We start from the raw sequence: 16,682 nt of genomic DNA on the forward strand, positions 1-16,682 counted from the left end.
GTACTATATTTAAAGGAGAAAATATAAAAATGGGACGCAGTCTTAAAAAAGGACCTTTCGTCGATGAGCATTTGATGAAAAAAGTTGAAGCTCAAGCTAACGACGAAAAGAAAAAAGTTATCAAAACTTGGTCACGTCGTTCAACGATCTTCCCAAGTTTCATTGGTTACACTATCGCAGTTTATGATGGACGTAAACACGTACCTGTTTACATCCAAGAAGACATGGTAGGTCACAAGCTTGGTGAATTTGCACCAACTCGTACTTACAAAGGTCACGCCGCAGACGACAAGAAGACACGTAGAAAATAAGGAGAACATAAATGGCAGAAATTACTTCAGCTAAAGCAATGGCTCGCACAGTACGTGTTTCACCTCGTAAATCACGTCTTGTTCTTGACAACATCCGTGGTAAAAGCGTAGCCGATGCAATCGCAATTTTGACATTCACTCCAAACAAAGCTGCTGAAATCATCTTGAAAGTTTTGAACTCAGCTGTAGCTAACGCTGAAAACAACTTTGGTTTGGATAAAGCTAACTTGGTAGTATCTGAAGCATTCGCAAACGAAGGACCAACTATGAAACGTTTCCGTCCACGTGCGAAAGGTTCAGCTTCACCAATCAACAAACGTACAGCTCACATCACTGTAGCTGTTGCAGAAAAATAAGGAGGTAAAATCGTGGGTCAAAAAGTACATCCAATTGGTATGCGTGTCGGCATCATCCGTGATTGGGATGCCAAATGGTATGCTGAAAAAGAATACGCGGATTACCTTCATGAAGATCTTGCAATCCGTAAATTCGTTCAAAAAGAACTTGCTGACGCAGCAGTTTCAACTATTGAAATCGAACGCGCAGTAAACAAAGTTAACGTTTCACTTCACACTGCTAAACCAGGTATGGTTATCGGTAAAGGTGGTGCTAACGTTGATGCACTCCGTGCAAAACTTAACAAATTGACTGGTAAACAAGTACACATCAACATCATCGAAATCAAACAACCTGATTTGGATGCTCACCTTGTTGGTGAAGGAATTGCTCGTCAATTGGAGCAACGTGTTGCTTTCCGTCGTGCACAAAAACAAGCAATCCAACGTGCTATGCGTGCTGGAGCTAAAGGAATTAAAACTCAAGTATCAGGTCGTTTGAACGGTGCAGATATCGCCCGTGCTGAAGGATACTCTGAAGGAACTGTTCCACTTCACACACTTCGTGCAGATATCGATTACGCTTGGGAAGAAGCAGACACTACATACGGTAAACTTGGTGTTAAAGTATGGATCTACCGTGGTGAAGTTCTTCCAGCTCGTAAAAACACTAAAGGAGGTAAATAACCAATGTTAGTACCTAAACGTGTTAAACACCGTCGTGAATTCCGTGGTAAAATGCGCGGTGAAGCTAAAGGTGGGAAAGAAGTAGCATTCGGTGAATACGGTCTTCAAGCTACAACTAGCCACTGGATTACTAACCGCCAAATCGAAGCTGCTCGTATCGCCATGACTCGTTACATGAAACGTGGTGGTAAAGTTTGGATTAAAATCTTCCCACACAAATCTTACACAGCTAAAGCTATCGGGGTTCGTATGGGATCTGGTAAAGGGGCACCTGAAGGTTGGGTAGCACCAGTTAAACGTGGTAAAGTAATGTTTGAAGTTGCTGGTGTATCTGAAGAAGTTGCTCGCGAAGCGCTTCGTCTTGCAAGCCACAAATTGCCAGTTAAATGTAAATTCGTAAAACGTGAAGCAGAATAAGGAGAAGGCATGAAACTTAATGAAGTAAAAGAATTTGTTAAAGAACTTCGTGGTCTTTCTCAAGAAGAACTCGCGAAGCGCGAAAACGAATTGAAAAAAGAATTGTTCGAACTTCGTTTCCAAGCTGCTACTGGTCAATTAGAACAAACAGCTCGCTTGAAAGAAGTTAAAAAACAAATCGCTCGTATTAAAACAGTTCAATCTGAAGCGAAATAATAGACTAGGGAAGGAGAAATTTCAATGGAACGCAATAATCGTAAAGTTCTTGTTGGACGTGTTGTATCTGACAAAATGGACAAGACAATCACAGTTGTAGTTGAAACAAAACGTAACCACCCAGTCTATGGTAAACGTATTAACTACTCTAAAAAATACAAAGCACATGATGAAAACAATGTTGCCAAAGAAGGCGATATCGTACGTATCATGGAAACTCGCCCGCTTTCAGCTACAAAACGTTTCCGTCTTGTAGAAGTTGTTGAAGAAGCGGTAATCATCTAATCAAACCTGAAAGGAGAAAACTGAAATGATTCAAACAGAAACTCGTTTGAAAGTCGCAGACAACAGCGGTGCTCGCGAAATCTTGACTATCAAAGTTCTTGGTGGTTCAGGACGTAAATTTGCAAACATCGGTGATGTTATTGTGGCATCTGTAAAACAAGCTACTCCTGGTGGTGCGGTTAAAAAAGGTGACGTTGTTAAAGCAGTTATCGTTCGTACTAAATCAGGTGCTCGTCGTGCTGATGGTTCATACATCAAATTTGACGAAAACGCAGCAGTTATCATCCGTGACGACAAAACTCCTCGCGGAACACGTATCTTTGGCCCAGTTGCACGTGAATTGCGTGAAGGTGGCTTCATGAAGATCGTGTCACTTGCTCCAGAAGTACTTTAATCAATAAAAACAAACACAGTCCCCTGGCCTAGCCAGGGTGCCCATTGGGCGTAAGAATAAAAGGAGAAAAAAATGTTTGTAAAAAAAGGCGACAAAGTTCGCGTAATCGCTGGTAAAGATAAGGGAACAGAAGCTGTTGTCCTTACTGCCCTTCCAAAAGTAAACAAAGTTATCGTTGAAGGTGTTAACATTGTTAAGAAACACCAACGTCCAACTAACGAACTTCCTCAAGGTGGTATCATCGAGAAGGAAGCAGCTATCCACGTATCAAACGTTCAAGTTTTGGACAAAAATGGTGTAGCTGGTCGTGTTGGTTACAAATTTGTAGACGGTAAAAAAGTTCGCTACAACAAAAAATCAGGCGAATTGCTTGATTAATCACGAAGGAAAGGAGAAGTATAATGGCAAATCGTTTAAAAGAAAAATATCTTAATGAAGTAGTTCCTGCATTGACAGAACAATTTAACTACTCATCAGTGATGGCTGTTCCTAAAGTGGATAAGATCGTTTTGAACATGGGTGTTGGTGAAGCAGTATCAAACGCTAAAAGCCTTGAAAAAGCTGCTGAAGAATTAGCGCTTATCTCAGGTCAAAAACCACTTATCACTAAAGCTAAAAAATCTATCGCCGGCTTCCGTCTTCGTGAAGGTGTTGCGATCGGTGCAAAAGTTACCCTTCGTGGTGAACGTATGTACGAATTCTTGGATAAATTGGTTTCAGTATCACTTCCACGTGTACGTGACTTCCACGGTGTTCCAACAAAATCATTTGACGGACGCGGAAACTACACACTTGGTGTGAAAGAGCAATTGATTTTCCCAGAAATCAACTTTGATGACGTTGACAAAACTCGCGGTCTTGACATCGTTATCGTAACTACTGCTAACACTGACGAAGAGTCACGTGCATTGCTTACAGGCCTTGGAATGCCTTTTGCAAAATAATATAGGAGGTATAACTAATGGCTAAAAAATCTATGATTGCTAAGAACAAACGCCCAGCGAAGTTCTCTACTCAAGCATACACTCGCTGTGAACGTTGTGGACGTCCACACTCAGTTTACCGCAAGTTTAAACTTTGCCGTGTTTGCTTCCGTGAATTGGCATATAAAGGTCAAATCCCTGGTGTAACAAAAGCATCTTGGTAATTTAAGATATCAAGGGCGTCAAAACTCCAAGTGAAAATAGGAAACTTGGCGAAGAAACTTTAGTTTCTAGAAAAGTTTATCTTTTTCACACAGAGTTTAGCCCGGGTTCAGTTGGGCTAGCCAATTTGAACACGAGCTACAGCCTTGGCAAAAAAGATCAATTTACTTTGGAGCATGGCTCCTGCATTAAATTGTCTATTTTTGCTTGTGCTGTTACGCTCTCTGTATCATGTATTAACTAGCAAGTGCAACTTGCAAACTACTAGTAAGAGGAGAAAAATAAAATGGTTATGACTGACCCAATCGCAGACTTCCTAACTCGTATTCGTAACGCTAACCAAGCAAAACACGAAGTACTTGAAGTACCTGCATCAAACATCAAAAAAGGGATTGCTGAAATCCTTAAACGCGAAGGTTTTGTTAAGAACGTAGAAATCATCGAAGATGACAAACAAGGCATCATCCGTGTATTCCTTAAATACGGAGCAAACGGTGAACGAGTTATCACTAACTTGAAACGCGTTTCTAAACCAGGACTTCGTGTCTACAAAAAACGTGAAGATCTTCCAAAAGTACTTAACGGTCTTGGAATTGCTATCCTTTCAACTTCAGAAGGTTTGCTTACTGATAAAGAAGCTCGCCAAAAGAATGTTGGTGGTGAGGTTATCGCTTACGTTTGGTAATATTTAGCTCCCAATTTCTTTGTGACTCTTCGTTATCGTCTCTAGCCTAACCAAAAGTTATGCCTGCGAGACGATGCCTAGATTCACTTTGAAATTGAAATCTAAATATTCCTTTAAATCGAGAAATCGATTTAACCCCGTGAAAACTGGCCTTTATGGCCTGACAATTTAACAGGAGAAAAAACATGTCACGTATTGGTAATAAAGTTATCGTGTTGCCTGCTGGTGTTGAACTCACTAACAATGACAACGTTGTAACTGTAAAAGGACCTAAAGGAGAACTTACTCGTGAGTTCTCAAAAGATATTGAAATCCGTGTGGAAGGTACTGAAGTAACTCTTCACCGTCCAAACGATTCAAAAGAAATGAAAACTATCCACGGAACTACTCGTGCACTTTTGAACAACATGGTTATTGGTGTTTCAGAAGGATTCAAGAAAGAACTTGAAATGCGTGGGGTTGGTTACCGTGCACAACTTCAAGGAAACAAACTTGTTTTGGCTGTTGGTAAATCACATCCAGACGAAGTTGAAGCTCCAGCAGGAATTACTTTTGAACTTCCAAACCCAACGACTATCGTTATCAGCGGAATTTCAAAAGAAAAAGTTGGTCAAACAGCTGCTTACGTACGTAGCCTTCGTTCACCAGAACCATACAAAGGTAAAGGTATCCGTTACGTTGGCGAATATGTTCGTCTTAAAGAAGGTAAAACTGGTAAATAATGTTGAGTGGTTGATTTTCAACCACCAACCTCATTACCAACTTTGTGCATAGCACACGATTTAAAATTAAAGAGGTGAAAACTGTGATTTCTAAACCAGATAAAAACAAACTCCGCCAAAAACGCCACCGTCGCGTTCGCGGAAAACTCTCTGGAACTGCTGATCGCCCACGTTTGAACGTATTCCGTTCTAATACAGGCATCTACGCTCAAGTGATTGATGACGTAGCGGGTGTAACGCTCGCAAGTGCTTCAACTCTTGACAAAGAAGTTTCAAAAGGAACTAAAACTGAACAAGCCGTTGCTGTCGGTAAACTCGTTGCAGAACGTGCAAGTGCTAAAGGTATTTCAGAAGTGGTGTTCGACCGCGGTGGATATCTATATCACGGACGTGTGAAAGCTTTGGCTGATGCAGCTCGTGAAAACGGATTGAAATTCTAATAGGAGGACACTAGAAAATGGCATTTAAAGACAATGCAGTAGAACTTGAAGAACGCGTAGTTGCTGTTAACCGTGTTACAAAAGTTGTTAAAGGTGGACGTCGTCTTCGTTTCGCAGCTCTTGTAGTTGTTGGTGACCGCAATGGTCGTGTAGGATTTGGTACTGGTAAAGCTCAAGAAGTTCCAGAAGCAATCCGCAAAGCAGTAGAAGATGCTAAGAAAAACTTGATCGAAGTTCCTATGGTTGGAACAACAATCCCACATGAAGTTCTTTCAGAATTTGGTGGAGCTAAAGTATTGTTGAAACCAGCTGTAGAAGGTTCTGGAGTTGCCGCAGGTGGTGCAGTTCGTGCCGTTGTGGAATTGGCAGGTGTGGCAGATATTACATCTAAATCACTTGGCTCTAACACTCCAATCAACATTGTTCGTGCAACTGTTGAAGGTTTGAAACAATTGAAACGCGCTGAAGAAGTTGCTGCCCTTCGTGGTATTTCAGTTTCTGATTTGGCATAAGAAAGGGGATAAAATGGCTCAAATTAAAATTACTTTGACTAAGTCTCCAATCGGACGCATTCCATCACAACGTAAAACTGTTGTAGCACTTGGACTTGGCAAATTGAACAGCTCTGTTATTAAAGAAGATAACGCTGCTATCCGTGGTATGATCACTGCAGTATCTCACTTGGTAACAGTTGAAGAAGTAAACTAATAAAATTTTAGGGGATGTGCATAAGACCATCCCCTAAAACTAGATATAGTCATCTTAGATGACTCAGTATAGGCGAGTTGATAGGAGAGACAACCTTTTCTCTCTTATCGGCGCTAGCATTTTACAAAAGAGGAGAAAATATATAATGAAACTTCATGAATTGAAACCTGCAGAAGGTTCTCGTAAAACTCGTAACCGTGTTGGTCGTGGTACTTCATCAGGTAACGGTAAAACATCTGGTCGTGGTCAAAAAGGTCAAAAAGCTCGTAGCGGTGGCGGAGTACGCCTTGGTTTTGAAGGTGGACAAACTCCATTGTTCCGTCGTCTTCCAAAACGTGGATTTACTAACATCAACGCTAAAGAGTATGCGATTGTTAACCTTGACCAATTGAACGCCTTTGATGACGGTGCTGAAGTAACTCCAGTGGTACTTGTAGAATCAGGAATTGTTAAATCTGAAAAATCAGGTATCAAGATTCTTGGTAACGGTGAGTTGACTAAGAAGTTGACTGTTAAAGCTGCTAAATTCTCTAAATCAGCTGAAGAAGCTATCACTGCTAAAGGTGGTTCAGTTGAAGTCATCTAAGTGAGGTGACCTATGTTTTTTAAATTATTGAGAGAAGCACTCAAAGTTAAGCAGGTTCGATCAAAGATTTTATTTACAATTTTTATCGTATTTGTTTTTCGTATCGGTACTAGTATTACTGTACCGTGGGTAAATGCAAATAGCTTGAACGCTTTGAGTGGACTATCCTTCTTGAATATGTTGAGCTTGGTGTCAGGGAATGCCATGAAAAACTTTTCAGTTTTTGCTCTTGGAGTTAGCCCTTACATTACAGCATCAATCGTCGTCCAACTCTTGCAAATGGATTTATTACCAAAGTTTGTGGAGTGGGGCAAACAAGGGGAAGTTGGTCGTAGAAAGTTAAACCAAGCGACTCGATACATTGCACTAGTGCTTGCATTTGTTCAATCAGTCGGTATTACTGCTGGTTTTAACGCTCTGTCTGGAGCTAAACTTTTGACTGTACCACTTACACCACAAGTTTTCCTTGTGATTGGAGGAATCTTAACAGCAGGTAGCATGATTGTAACCTGGTTGGGAGAGCAAATCACAGATAAGGGATATGGTAATGGTGTTTCAATGATTATCTTTGCAGGGATTGTTGCTTCAATTCCTGACATGGTTAAGGGCATCTACGTGGACTACTTTGTCAATGTACCAAGTAGTCGATTGACATCGTCTCTCATTTTCGTTGCCATCTTAATCATTGCTGTTTTGTTAATTGTATACTTTACAACTTACGTTGAACAAGCTAAATACAAGATTCCAATTCAGTATACAAAGGTAGCTCAAGGTGCGCCGTCAAGCTCCTATCTTCCATTGAAGATTAACCCTGCTGGGGTTATCCCAGTTATCTTTGCTAGCTCTATTACAGCAGCACCGGCAGCAATTTTACAATTTGTAAGTGCGTCTGGCCTTAATTGGGAATGGGTAAAAACAGCTCAAGAGTTGGTATCTACTTCAACCCCAACAGGTGTTGCGTTGTATGCTCTGTTGATTATTCTCTTTACATTCTTCTATACATTTGTACAGATCAATCCAGAGAAAGCAGCAGAAAATTTACAAAAGAGTGGAGCTTATATCCATGGTGTCCGTCCTGGTAAAGGGACAGAAGAATATATGTCAAAACTTCTTCGTCGTCTCGCAACAGTCGGATCAATCTTCCTAGGTGTGATTTCTATCCTACCTATTGTAGCTAAAGATTTATTTGGTCTTTCAGAAGTTGTCGCTTTTGGGGGAACAAGTTTGCTAATCATTATCTCTACAGGTATCGAAGGAATTAAACAATTGGAAGGTTATCTATTGAAACGTAAGTATGTTGGTTTCTTAGATACAACAGAATAATTGTAATAGAAAATAAAATTCACTATTGCTCAGAGAGTGGAGTGTAAAAATCAAAGACATTGTCAGATTTTTATCTCCTCTCTTCTATTTTGTTTTTAAATAGGAGTTGAAATGAATTTTTGCTTCTATTTAAATACAAAAAAGGAGTTTGAATCATGAATCTTTTGATTATGGGTTTACCTGGTGCAGGTAAAGGGACACAAGCAGCGAAAATTGTTGAACAGTTTCACGTTGCCCACATCTCAACAGGTGACATGTTCCGTGCAGCAATGGCTAACCAAACTGAAATGGGTGTGCTAGCTAAGTCTTATATCGATAAAGGTGAATTAGTTCCAGATGAAGTTACAAATGGAATTGTTAAAGAACGTCTTTCTCAAGATGATATTAAAGAAACTGGTTTCTTGTTGGATGGATACCCACGTACAATTGAGCAAGCTCATGCCTTAGATAAAACATTGGCTAAACTTGGAATTAAACTTGAAGGTGTTATCAACATCGAAGTAGATCCATCTTGCCTACTTGAACGTTTGAGTGGTCGTATCATTCACCGTGAAACTGGCGAAACTTTCCATAAAGTATTCAACCCACCAGTTGATTACAAAGAGGAAGATTACTACCAACGTGAAGATGATAAACCTGAGACAGTAAAACGTCGTTTGGATGTCAATATTGCTCAAGGTGAACCAATCATTGCTCACTATCGTGCTAAAGGTCTAGTACATGATATCGAAGGCAACCAAGATATCAATGATGTCTTTAAGGATATCGAAAAGGTATTGACAAATTTGAAATAAAAGCGTTTTTCAGGCTTGCAAAATGTCTTGACAAATGTTATACTGAGTTAGTCTGACTTATAATTGTTGTCTCTGTGTCTAGAGGCATCAAATCGAAATTTAGGGAGGTACTTTTGCGTGGCAAAAGACGATGTGATTGAGGTTGAAGGCAAAGTAGTCGATACGATGCCGAATGCAATGTTTACGGTTGAACTTGAAAATGGACATCAGATTTTAGCAACAGTTTCTGGTAAAATTCGTAAAAACTATATTCGTATTTTAGCGGGAGATCGTGTTACTGTTGAAATGAGTCCATATGACTTGACACGTGGACGTATCACTTACCGCTTTAAATAATCGAAAAACTTGGAGGGATAAGAAATGAAAGTAAGACCATCGGTCAAACCAATTTGCGAATACTGTAAAGTAATTCGTCGTAATGGTCGTGTTATGGTAATTTGCCCAGCAAATCCAAAACACAAACAACGTCAAGGATAAGATAGAAAGGAGAAAACATGGCTCGTATTGCTGGAGTTGATATTCCAAATGACAAACGCGTAGTTATCTCATTGACTTATGTCTATGGTATCGGACTTGCAACATCTCAAAAGATTTTGGCAGCTGCTGGAGTTTCAGAAGATATTCGTGTTCGTGACCTTACATCAGATCAAGAAGATGCTATCCGTCGTGAAGTGGATGCAATTAAAGTTGAAGGTGACCTTCGTCGTGAAGTGAACTTGAACATCAAACGTTTGATGGAAATCGGTTCATACCGTGGTATCCGTCACCGTCGTGGACTTCCTGTCCGTGGACAAAACACTAAAAACAACGCTCGCACTCGTAAAGGTAAAGCTGTTGCGATTGCTGGTAAGAAAAAATAATATAGGAGGTAAAAGTCTTGGCTAAACCAACACGTAAACGTCGTGTGAAAAAGAATATCGAATCTGGTATTGCTCATATTCACGCTACATTTAATAACACTATTGTTATGATTACTGATGTGCATGGTAATGCAATCGCTTGGTCATCAGCTGGTGCTCTTGGTTTCAAAGGTTCTCGTAAATCTACACCATTTGCTGCTCAAATGGCTTCAGAAGCTGCTGCTAAATCTGCACAAGAACACGGTCTTAAATCAGTTGAAGTTACTGTAAAAGGTCCAGGTTCTGGTCGTGAGTCAGCTATTCGTGCTCTTGCTGCCGCTGGTCTTGAAGTAACAGCAATTCGTGATGTGACTCCAGTGCCACACAATGGTGCTCGTCCTCCAAAACGTCGCCGTGTATAATCATTACCTTTACACTGCTTTTCGTTTAAGAGGGAGTAACTAAATGATCGAGTTTGAAAAACCAAATATAACAAAAATTGATGAAAATAAAGATTATGGCAAGTTTGTAATCGAACCACTAGAACGTGGATACGGTACAACACTTGGTAACTCTCTTCGTCGTGTACTTCTTGCTTCTCTTCCAGGAGCAGCTGTTACATCTATCGATATCGATGGAGTATTACATGAATTTGATACAATTCCTGGTGTTCGCGAAGACGTGATGCAAATCATTCTGAACATTAAAGGTATTGCAGTTAAATCATATGTAAAAGACGAAAAGACTATTGAACTTGATGTTGAAGGTCCTGCTGAAGTGACAGCCGGAGATATTTTAACTGATAGTGATATTGAAATCGTAAATCCAGATCATTATCTTTTCACAATCGGAGAAGGTGCTTCATTTAAAGCAACTATGACTGTAAACACTGGTCGTGGTTATGTACCTGCAGATGAAAATAAAAAAGATAATGCCCCAGTTGGAACACTTGCTGTAGATTCTATTTATACACCAGTTACAAAAGTTAACTATCAAGTTGAACCTGCTCGTGTAGGAAGCAATGATGGTTTCGACAAATTAACCCTTGAAATCTTGACAAATGGAACTATTATTCCAGAAGATGCTTTAGGGCTTTCAGCACGTATTTTGACAGAACATCTTGATTTGTTTACAAATCTTACAGAGATTGCTAAATCTGCAGAAGTGATGAAAGAAGCTGATACTGAATCGGACGACCGTATTTTGGAACGTACGATTGAGGAACTTGACTTGTCTGTACGCTCATATAACTGTTTGAAACGTGCTGGTATCAATACTGTGCATGATTTGACAGAAAAATCTGAAGCAGAGATGATGAAAGTAAGAAATCTTGGACGCAAGAGTTTGGAAGAAGTGAAACTCAAACTCATTGATTTGGGTCTTGGATTAAAAGATAAATAAAGGAGGAATACATGGCTTACCGTAAACTAGGACGCACTAGCTCACAACGTAAAGCAATGCTTCGCGATTTGACAACTGACCTTTTGATCAATGAATCAATCGTGACAACTGAAGCTCGTGCTAAAGAAATCCGTAAAACTGTTGAAAAAATGATTACTCTAGGTAAACGTGGTGATTTACATGCACGTCGTCAAGCTGCTGCTTTCGTACGTAATGAAATCGCATCTGAAAACTATGATGAAGCAACTGATAAGTACACTTCTACTACAGCACTTCAAAAATTGTTCTCAGAAATCGCACCTCGTTACGCAGAACGTAACGGTGGATACACTCGTATCCTTAAAACTGAACCACGTCGTGGTGATGCAGCGCCAATGGCGATCATCGAATTAGTATAAAATCATCAATTTTGTTGAGTGTTATGATGATGGAGCCCTGTGCTCTTAGTCTAGCTCTGGTCTACCGCTAGGACTTTTGTCCTAGCGGGAACACTCATCATAAGATGGTAGGGTAGACGCTTGTTTACGAAATTGTTTTTCTTTTAAGAACAATTTCGTAAGCAGGCGTTTTTTAGTTTTTTTGAAATAAATGTGCTATACTGAGAAAAAAGAAAAATATAGATATGGTTATTTTTCTAGATCTCAAAGATGGAGGACCAATATGAAAGCTATTATAACTGTTGTTGGAAAAGATAAGGGTGGTATTGTTGCAGGTGTTGCGACTAAGATTGCTGAATTAGGATTAAATATTGATGATATTTCACAAACTGTCTTAGATGAGTTCTTTACCATGATGGCTGTAGTATCCAGTGATGAAAAACATGATTTTACTCAACTAAGAAATGAGTTTGAAACCTTTGGCCAGACATTGAATGTCAAAATCAATATTCAGAGCGCGGCTATTTTCGATGCTATGTACAATATCTAGGAGGTGCTTATGGATATTAGACAAGTTACCGAAACTATTGCAATGATTGAAGAGCAGAATTTTGATATTCGTACCATTACCATGGGAATTTCTCTTCTTGATTGTATTGATCCAGATATTGATAGGGCTGCAGATAAAATATATGAAAAAGTTACGACTAAGGCGGCGAATTTAGTGGCTGTCGGTGATGAAATCGCCGCTGAGTTGGGTATACCTATTGTCAATAAACGTGTATCAGTAACACCGATTTCTCTAATTGGTGCTGCTACAAATGCAAGGGACTATGTACCGTTAGCCAAAGCTTTAGATAGAGCAGCAAAAGAAATTGGTGTCGATTTTATTGGTGGCTTTTCTGCCTTAGTTCAAAAAGGCTACCAAAAAGGAGATGAAATACTCATCAATTCGATTCCACGTGCTTTAGCTGAAACTGATAAAGTTTGCTCTTCAGTAAATATTGGTTCAACCAAGTCAGGAATTAACATGACTGCTGTAGCTGATATGGGTCGAATTATCAAGGAGACAGCTGAGCTTTCAGATATGGGGGCTGCAAAACTTGTCGTTTTTGCCAATGCAGTTGAGGATAATCCTTTTATGGCCGGAGCCTTTCATGGTGTTGGTGAAGCTGATGTTATTATCAATGTAGGTGTTTCAGGGCCTGGTGTTGTCAAACGTGCTTTAGAAAAAGTTCGCGGCCAAAGCTTTGATGTAGTTGCTGAAACTGTTAAAAAGACAGCCTTCAAAATCACTCGGATTGGTCAATTAGTTGGCCAGATGGCTAGTGAAAGACTAGGTGTCGATTTTGGGATTGTTGATTTGAGTTTAGCACCTACTCCTGCAGTGGGGGATTCTGTAGCTCGGGTTCTGGAAGAAATGGGACTGGAAACAGTTGGGACTCATGGGACGACTGCCGCTTTAGCTCTTTTAAATGACCAAGTAAAAAAAGGCGGAGTGATGGCCTGCAATCAAGTTGGTGGACTATCAGGTGCTTTCATCCCAGTTTCAGAAGATGAGGGTATGATAGCAGCAGTGCAAAATGGTTCCCTAAATCTTGAGAAATTGGAAGCCATGACTGCTATCTGTTCAGTTGGATTGGATATGATTGCTATCCCTGAAGATACTCCGGCAGAAACGATTGCGGCTATGATTGCGGATGAGGCAGCAATTGGTGTTATTAATATGAAAACCACAGCTGTCCGTATCATTCCAAAGGGTAAAGAAGGCGATATGATTGAGTTTGGTGGCTTGCTAGGAACTCCCCCAGTTATGAAAGTCAATGGAGCTTCTTCGGCTGATTTCATTGCTCGTGGAGGACAGATTCCAGCTCCAATTCATAGTTTTAAAAATTAATAAAAAAATAAAATGATTTAAGTTCAATTTAAGGATAGGTGTGTATACTCTAATCATTAAATAAAGACCTCCTAACTTTATTTAATAGAAATCCTAAACTTTTTCATAATAATCTCCTACAAAAGTCGCTCGTAAGAGTGGCTTTTGTTTTGTATTCTTTAAAAAAACTAGTAAAATTTCATTGATTCTGGTCAAATTTTTTAAGAATGGCTACTTTTTTTGAAGTCAAACCAGCCTAAAGCCTTGCCATGATTGGCTTTTTGAAAAATTATGGTATAATAGTAGTAGTTTTATTAGATGGAGTAGAATTTTTGAGAAAAAGCTTTCGTGTAAAAAAAGAGAAAGATTTCGACGCCATATTTAAAAAGGGAGCAAGTGTAGCTAATCGAAAATTTGTTATTTATCGATTAGAAAACAATGAAACACATTTTCGAGTAGGTTTATCAGTCAGTAAAAAATTAGGAAATGCTGTGACAAGAAACCAAATCAAGAGAAGAATCCGGCATGTTCTCATTCAAAATAGTAATCAACTTATTGATAATGTCGATTTTGTTGTGATTGCTCGAAAAGGCGTTGAACTATTAGAATATGCAGAAATTGAAAAAAACTTACTTCATGTTTTGAGATTAGCAAAGATTTACCAGGAAGGAAATAAGAGTGAAGAAGAAATTACAATTGACTAGTTTGTTAGGTTTGTCCTTGTTGGTAATGACTGCTTGTGCAACTAGTGAAGTATCTGCAGATTCTGCAGACTTTTGGAGTAAACTTGTTTATTTTTTTGCTGAAATTATTCGATTTTTGTCATTTGATGTCAGCATTGGTTTAGGGATTATTCTGTTCACAGTCTTGATTAGAACAATACTGTTACCAGTCTTTCAAACACAAATGGTGGCTTCCAGAAAAATGCAAGAGGCGCAACCTCTTATCAAAGAATTGCGCGAACGTTATCCAGGTCGTGACATGGAAAGTCGTACTAAGCTAGATCAGGAAACACGTAAATTATTTAAAGAATTAGGCATTAAGCAATCCGCATCCTTCTGGCCGCTTTTGATTCAAATGCCAATTCTATTGGCTCTTTTCCAAGCTTTATCAAACGTCGATTTTTTGAAGACAGGCCACTTCTTATGGTTCAATCTAGGTGGAGCTGATACCACTTTCGTACTACCTATTTTGGCTGCCCTATTCACCTTCCTCAGTAGCTGGCTTTCAAATAAAGCTTTGCCTGAGAAAAATGGTGCAATGACAGGTATGATGTATGGGATGCCTGTTATAATCTTCTTTTTTGCAATATCTGCTCCAAGTGGTGTCGCTCTTTACTGGGCGGTTTCAAATGCTTATCAAGTATTGCAAACTTACCTTTTGAACAACCCCTTCAAAATCATTGCAGAGCGTGAAGCTGATGTGCAAGCTAAGAAGGATTTAGAAGTTAAGAAAAGAAAAGCTCTAAAGAAAGCACAGAAAAAGAAAAAGTAAGGAGAAATCTGATAATGGTATTATTTACAGGTTCAACAGTAGAAGAAGCAATCCAAAAGGGATTGAATGAATTAAATATTCCGAGAATGAAAGCTCATATCAAAGTTGTTTCGAGAGAGAAAAAGGGGTTTTTTGGACTTTTTGGTACAAAACCAGCTCAAGTTGATATCGAAGCAATCAGTGAGACAACCGTTGTAAAAGCAAATCAGCAGGCAATCAAGGGTGTTCCAAAAGAAATTAATGATCAGAATGATCCAGTTAAAACAGTCAGCGAAGCAACCGTTGATTTGGGACATGTAGTTGCAGCTATCAAGAAAATTGAAGAAGAAGGCCAAGAAATTTCTGAAGAAGTCAAGGCTGAAATTCTTAAGAATGATAAAGAAGCCAGCACGATTTTAGAAGAAACAGGCCATATTGAAGTTTTAAAAGAATTGCAACCTGAAGAAATTCAAGATGAAGTTGAGCCTGAAAAAGGCAGCGACTTAGAAAATCTTGGTTTGAAAGTCGAGCCAACATACGACACCGAAAAGGTTGTTGAAGAAGTAACCAATTATGTTCAAGCAATCATTGATGATATGGATGTTGAGGGAACTATTTCTAGCACCTCTAACCGTCGCTCTATCAACATGCAAATTGATACAAATGAGCCAGGCCGTATCATTGGTTACCATGGTAAGGTTTTGAAATCCCTTCAACTTTTGGCACAAAATTACCTCTACAATCGTTATTCAAAAACTTTCTACATTACTATCAACGTGAATGATTATGTAGAACATCGTGCAGAAGTGTTACAGAGTTATGCTCAAAAATTAGCTACACGTGTCTTGGAAGAAGGCCGTAGTCAGATGACAGATCCAATGTCAAGCAGCGAGCGTAAAATTATCCATCGTATCATCTCACGAATGGAAGGTGTTACCAGCTACTCTGAAGGAGACGAACCAAATCGTTACGTTGTAGTTGACACAGAATAAAAAATGAAAAATCAGGGGAAACCTGATTTTTTTCTAACTAAAGAAGGAATAAAATGAAAGAAATCAAGGACTATCTTGCTTATCAAGGGGAACAGTACCGGAATCCTGAAAAAGCAGGAGCTGAAAAGGATAAAATGCTAGACCTGCGTCAAAAAGGGCAGGAAGCGCGAAAGGCATTTACTCACCTAGCGGAATGTTTTCAAGCTAGGCATTCCGATTGGAATTTACACCAAACCAGTCAATGGATGAACCAAGCGCAGCGCTTGCGACCACATTTTTGGGTTTATTTACAGAGAGAGGGGCATGTAACAGAGCCCATGATGGCTCTTCGTTTATATGGAAATCAAAATAATTGGGGAATCTCTATAGAAGTTAGCTTTATAGAGAGAAAGAAAGATGAGGCTACCTTGTCAAAGCAGGCTAAAATATTGGATGTCCCAGTGGTTGATGGAATCTATTATTGGGTTCAGAAAAACGATGAAAGCTATAGAGTACAAGCTACTGAGGAGAATAGACAACTTTTAAGACAACAATTATCCAATCAGGAGATTCGTAAGGTTTTAGTAAAAGTTGATATTCCAGTAGCCGATGAAGATACTATAGATAAGGTTCTAGATAAACTTGATAGAGGCTTTGAAAAACTATCACCTTACTATCAAGTGACTAGAGATTAATA

The 16,682-nt window shown here is 39.3% G+C and carries 30 protein-coding genes; all 30 read left to right on the forward strand.

The features are described 5' to 3' along the window. Window positions 1–29 precede the first annotated feature (29 nt). The 30 genes from rpsS (at window position 30) to O3643_RS07465 (ending at window position 16,680) form a co-directional block, all read left to right on the forward strand. The gene (gene rpsS, locus O3643_RS07320; protein ID WP_000533766.1) at window positions 30–311 is read left to right on the forward strand and encodes a 30S ribosomal protein S19; all 282 of its coding nucleotides are present in this window, start codon (window positions 30–32) and stop codon (window positions 309–311) included. Between the two features lie 11 nt (window positions 312–322). Next, window positions 323–667, forward strand: coding sequence for a 50S ribosomal protein L22 (gene rplV, locus O3643_RS07325; protein ID WP_000818137.1), 345 nt, complete (start codon window positions 323–325; stop codon window positions 665–667). A 12-nt stretch (window positions 668–679) separates the two neighbouring features. Then, window positions 680–1,333 (forward strand): 30S ribosomal protein S3, encoded by a 654-nt coding sequence (rpsC, locus tag O3643_RS07330; RefSeq protein WP_000529936.1) that lies wholly within the window; start codon window positions 680–682, stop codon window positions 1,331–1,333. Between the two features lie 3 nt (window positions 1,334–1,336). Then, on the forward strand, window positions 1,337–1,750 hold the full coding sequence (gene rplP, locus O3643_RS07335) for a 50S ribosomal protein L16 (protein WP_002928793.1): 414 nt from the start codon (window positions 1,337–1,339) through the stop codon (window positions 1,748–1,750). Between the two features lie 9 nt (window positions 1,751–1,759). Next, the gene (gene rpmC, locus O3643_RS07340) at window positions 1,760–1,966 is read left to right on the forward strand and encodes a 50S ribosomal protein L29 (protein ID WP_000772918.1); all 207 of its coding nucleotides are present in this window, start codon (window positions 1,760–1,762) and stop codon (window positions 1,964–1,966) included. A gap of 24 nt (window positions 1,967–1,990) precedes the next feature. After that, complete coding sequence (gene rpsQ / locus O3643_RS07345; RefSeq protein WP_000440801.1) at window positions 1,991–2,251, forward strand: 30S ribosomal protein S17; 261 nt, start codon at window positions 1,991–1,993, stop codon at window positions 2,249–2,251. Window positions 2,252–2,276: 25 nt separating this feature from the next. Beyond that, window positions 2,277–2,645, forward strand: a complete 369-nt coding sequence (gene rplN, locus O3643_RS07350; RefSeq protein ID WP_002928796.1) for a 50S ribosomal protein L14 — start codon at window positions 2,277–2,279, stop codon at window positions 2,643–2,645. A gap of 72 nt (window positions 2,646–2,717) precedes the next feature. Next, window positions 2,718–3,023 (forward strand): 50S ribosomal protein L24, encoded by a 306-nt coding sequence (rplX, locus tag O3643_RS07355; protein ID WP_371500894.1) that lies wholly within the window; start codon window positions 2,718–2,720, stop codon window positions 3,021–3,023. A 23-nt stretch (window positions 3,024–3,046) separates the two neighbouring features. Then, window positions 3,047–3,589: a 50S ribosomal protein L5 gene (rplE, locus tag O3643_RS07360; RefSeq protein ID WP_000013542.1), complete on the forward strand. Its 543-nt coding sequence runs from the start codon at window positions 3,047–3,049 to the stop codon at window positions 3,587–3,589. Between the two features lie 17 nt (window positions 3,590–3,606). Further along, window positions 3,607–3,792 (forward strand): type Z 30S ribosomal protein S14, encoded by a 186-nt coding sequence (locus tag O3643_RS07365; RefSeq protein ID WP_001085699.1) that lies wholly within the window; start codon window positions 3,607–3,609, stop codon window positions 3,790–3,792. A gap of 284 nt (window positions 3,793–4,076) precedes the next feature. Then, the gene (gene rpsH, locus O3643_RS07370; RefSeq protein WP_004251095.1) at window positions 4,077–4,475 is read left to right on the forward strand and encodes a 30S ribosomal protein S8; all 399 of its coding nucleotides are present in this window, start codon (window positions 4,077–4,079) and stop codon (window positions 4,473–4,475) included. 185 nt (window positions 4,476–4,660) lie between these two features. Then, window positions 4,661–5,197 (forward strand): 50S ribosomal protein L6, encoded by a 537-nt coding sequence (gene rplF / locus O3643_RS07375; RefSeq protein WP_004251096.1) that lies wholly within the window; start codon window positions 4,661–4,663, stop codon window positions 5,195–5,197. A gap of 83 nt (window positions 5,198–5,280) precedes the next feature. Continuing rightward, window positions 5,281–5,637, forward strand: a complete 357-nt coding sequence (rplR, locus tag O3643_RS07380; protein ID WP_004251098.1) for a 50S ribosomal protein L18 — start codon at window positions 5,281–5,283, stop codon at window positions 5,635–5,637. 17 nt (window positions 5,638–5,654) lie between these two features. Next, complete coding sequence (gene rpsE, locus O3643_RS07385; RefSeq protein ID WP_004251100.1) at window positions 5,655–6,149, forward strand: 30S ribosomal protein S5; 495 nt, start codon at window positions 5,655–5,657, stop codon at window positions 6,147–6,149. A 13-nt stretch (window positions 6,150–6,162) separates the two neighbouring features. Next, window positions 6,163–6,345 (forward strand): 50S ribosomal protein L30, encoded by a 183-nt coding sequence (gene rpmD, locus O3643_RS07390; RefSeq protein WP_000057241.1) that lies wholly within the window; start codon window positions 6,163–6,165, stop codon window positions 6,343–6,345. 145 nt (window positions 6,346–6,490) lie between these two features. Beyond that, on the forward strand, window positions 6,491–6,931 hold the full coding sequence (gene rplO / locus O3643_RS07395) for a 50S ribosomal protein L15 (protein WP_004251104.1): 441 nt from the start codon (window positions 6,491–6,493) through the stop codon (window positions 6,929–6,931). 12 nt (window positions 6,932–6,943) lie between these two features. Further along, the gene (gene secY, locus O3643_RS07400) at window positions 6,944–8,254 is read left to right on the forward strand and encodes a preprotein translocase subunit SecY (protein WP_004251112.1); all 1,311 of its coding nucleotides are present in this window, start codon (window positions 6,944–6,946) and stop codon (window positions 8,252–8,254) included. A gap of 155 nt (window positions 8,255–8,409) precedes the next feature. Further along, window positions 8,410–9,048 carry an adenylate kinase gene (locus tag O3643_RS07405; protein ID WP_371500899.1) on the forward strand — a complete coding sequence of 213 codons (639 nt, stop codon included), beginning with the start codon at window positions 8,410–8,412 and terminating at the stop codon, window positions 9,046–9,048. 117 nt (window positions 9,049–9,165) lie between these two features. Beyond that, window positions 9,166–9,384: a translation initiation factor IF-1 gene (infA, locus tag O3643_RS07410; protein ID WP_001029883.1), complete on the forward strand. Its 219-nt coding sequence runs from the start codon at window positions 9,166–9,168 to the stop codon at window positions 9,382–9,384. A 24-nt stretch (window positions 9,385–9,408) separates the two neighbouring features. Continuing rightward, entirely contained in the window at window positions 9,409–9,525 is a 117-nt protein-coding gene (rpmJ, locus tag O3643_RS07415) for a 50S ribosomal protein L36 (protein ID WP_001808836.1), read from the forward strand. Window positions 9,526–9,542: 17 nt separating this feature from the next. Next, the gene (gene rpsM / locus O3643_RS07420) at window positions 9,543–9,908 is read left to right on the forward strand and encodes a 30S ribosomal protein S13 (protein WP_004251117.1); all 366 of its coding nucleotides are present in this window, start codon (window positions 9,543–9,545) and stop codon (window positions 9,906–9,908) included. A 17-nt stretch (window positions 9,909–9,925) separates the two neighbouring features. Continuing rightward, window positions 9,926–10,309 carry a 30S ribosomal protein S11 gene (rpsK, locus tag O3643_RS07425; protein WP_001118385.1) on the forward strand — a complete coding sequence of 128 codons (384 nt, stop codon included), beginning with the start codon at window positions 9,926–9,928 and terminating at the stop codon, window positions 10,307–10,309. A gap of 43 nt (window positions 10,310–10,352) precedes the next feature. After that, window positions 10,353–11,288 (forward strand): DNA-directed RNA polymerase subunit alpha, encoded by a 936-nt coding sequence (locus O3643_RS07430; protein WP_004251121.1) that lies wholly within the window; start codon window positions 10,353–10,355, stop codon window positions 11,286–11,288. Between the two features lie 11 nt (window positions 11,289–11,299). Further along, the gene (gene rplQ / locus O3643_RS07435) at window positions 11,300–11,686 is read left to right on the forward strand and encodes a 50S ribosomal protein L17 (RefSeq protein ID WP_000331493.1); all 387 of its coding nucleotides are present in this window, start codon (window positions 11,300–11,302) and stop codon (window positions 11,684–11,686) included. A gap of 262 nt (window positions 11,687–11,948) precedes the next feature. Then, entirely contained in the window at window positions 11,949–12,215 is a 267-nt protein-coding gene (locus O3643_RS07440; RefSeq protein ID WP_281137978.1) for an ACT domain-containing protein, read from the forward strand. 9 nt (window positions 12,216–12,224) lie between these two features. After that, window positions 12,225–13,562, forward strand: coding sequence for a PFL family protein (locus O3643_RS07445; protein WP_371500902.1), 1,338 nt, complete (start codon window positions 12,225–12,227; stop codon window positions 13,560–13,562). A 311-nt stretch (window positions 13,563–13,873) separates the two neighbouring features. Continuing rightward, entirely contained in the window at window positions 13,874–14,245 is a 372-nt protein-coding gene (gene rnpA / locus O3643_RS07450; protein WP_371500926.1) for a ribonuclease P protein component, read from the forward strand. After that, window positions 14,220–15,035, forward strand: coding sequence for a YidC/Oxa1 family membrane protein insertase (locus O3643_RS07455; RefSeq protein WP_371500904.1), 816 nt, complete (start codon window positions 14,220–14,222; stop codon window positions 15,033–15,035). The genes rnpA and O3643_RS07455 overlap by 26 nt, the downstream gene beginning before the upstream one ends. 14 nt (window positions 15,036–15,049) lie before the next feature. Next, the gene (gene jag, locus O3643_RS07460) at window positions 15,050–16,006 is read left to right on the forward strand and encodes an RNA-binding cell elongation regulator Jag/EloR (RefSeq protein WP_070677854.1); all 957 of its coding nucleotides are present in this window, start codon (window positions 15,050–15,052) and stop codon (window positions 16,004–16,006) included. Between the two features lie 53 nt (window positions 16,007–16,059). Continuing rightward, window positions 16,060–16,680 (forward strand): ribonuclease P, encoded by a 621-nt coding sequence (locus tag O3643_RS07465; RefSeq protein WP_371500907.1) that lies wholly within the window; start codon window positions 16,060–16,062, stop codon window positions 16,678–16,680. Window positions 16,681–16,682 lie beyond the last annotated feature (2 nt).

It is taken from the genome of Streptococcus sp. 20925_1_44, assembly GCF_041432435.1.
GTDB classification, from domain to species: Bacteria; Bacillota; Bacilli; order Lactobacillales; family Streptococcaceae; genus Streptococcus; species Streptococcus infantis.